Source organism: Campylobacter troglodytis (genome assembly GCF_006864425.1).
GTDB lineage: Bacteria > Campylobacterota > Campylobacteria > Campylobacterales > Campylobacteraceae > Campylobacter_D > Campylobacter_D troglodytis.
This window is the reverse complement of the sequence record NZ_QHLI01000236.1, coordinates 1-523: the sequence shown is the minus strand read 5'-3', so window position 1 is coordinate 523 and position 523 is coordinate 1. Positions and strand designations below refer to the sequence as shown.

The 523-nt window shown below is 31.7% G+C and carries 1 protein-coding gene; it reads left to right on the top strand.

All coding sequences use genetic code 11. The annotated features are described in order from the left end of the window. Nucleotides 1–239: 239 nt before the first annotated feature. Nucleotides 240–523, top strand: a 284-nt coding sequence (locus DMC01_RS12760; protein ID WP_142694542.1) for a hypothetical protein, incomplete at its 3' end; no start/stop codon positions are given.

The following is a 523-nucleotide window of genomic DNA, read 5'->3' as shown; positions in this document are numbered from 1 at the left end:
AAAGTCAAGCTACAAATTCACAAGTTACAAAAGAGCCTAAAATAAGTAAAAAAAATAACACTTAAAATTCAAACAATTTTTTTAACCCTTTTTTTTATTTACAAATTTTTTTATAATTCTTTTGCCTTTTTTAAAAAGGTTTTTTTCTTTCTAGCCTTTTTAAGGCTTTTTCATCCTTACTTTGAAGCGCGGTTTTAGTGCCTTTAGCCGCGCTTTTATCTTTTGAAAGGCAAAATAAAATGTCTTATTATCACACTGACAAACACTATCAATACAAAAAGCCTCCTTTAAAAGACAAGTGGGTACATCATAGTTTTTCAATTGAAGTTCACTATATAAGAATGCCAAGGGGTGGAAAAATTATGACTCCGATCTCAAAAATGAGAATGAGACGGTTTAAGGGCTTACTTGATCGATGGTGTGAAATTGATTCAGAGTATAGTTTAGGGCTTACAACACAAGAACTAGAATTAATAGCTAGAGAAGTCGCACACATTAAAGCCTATGCGGATGTGAGTTGGTA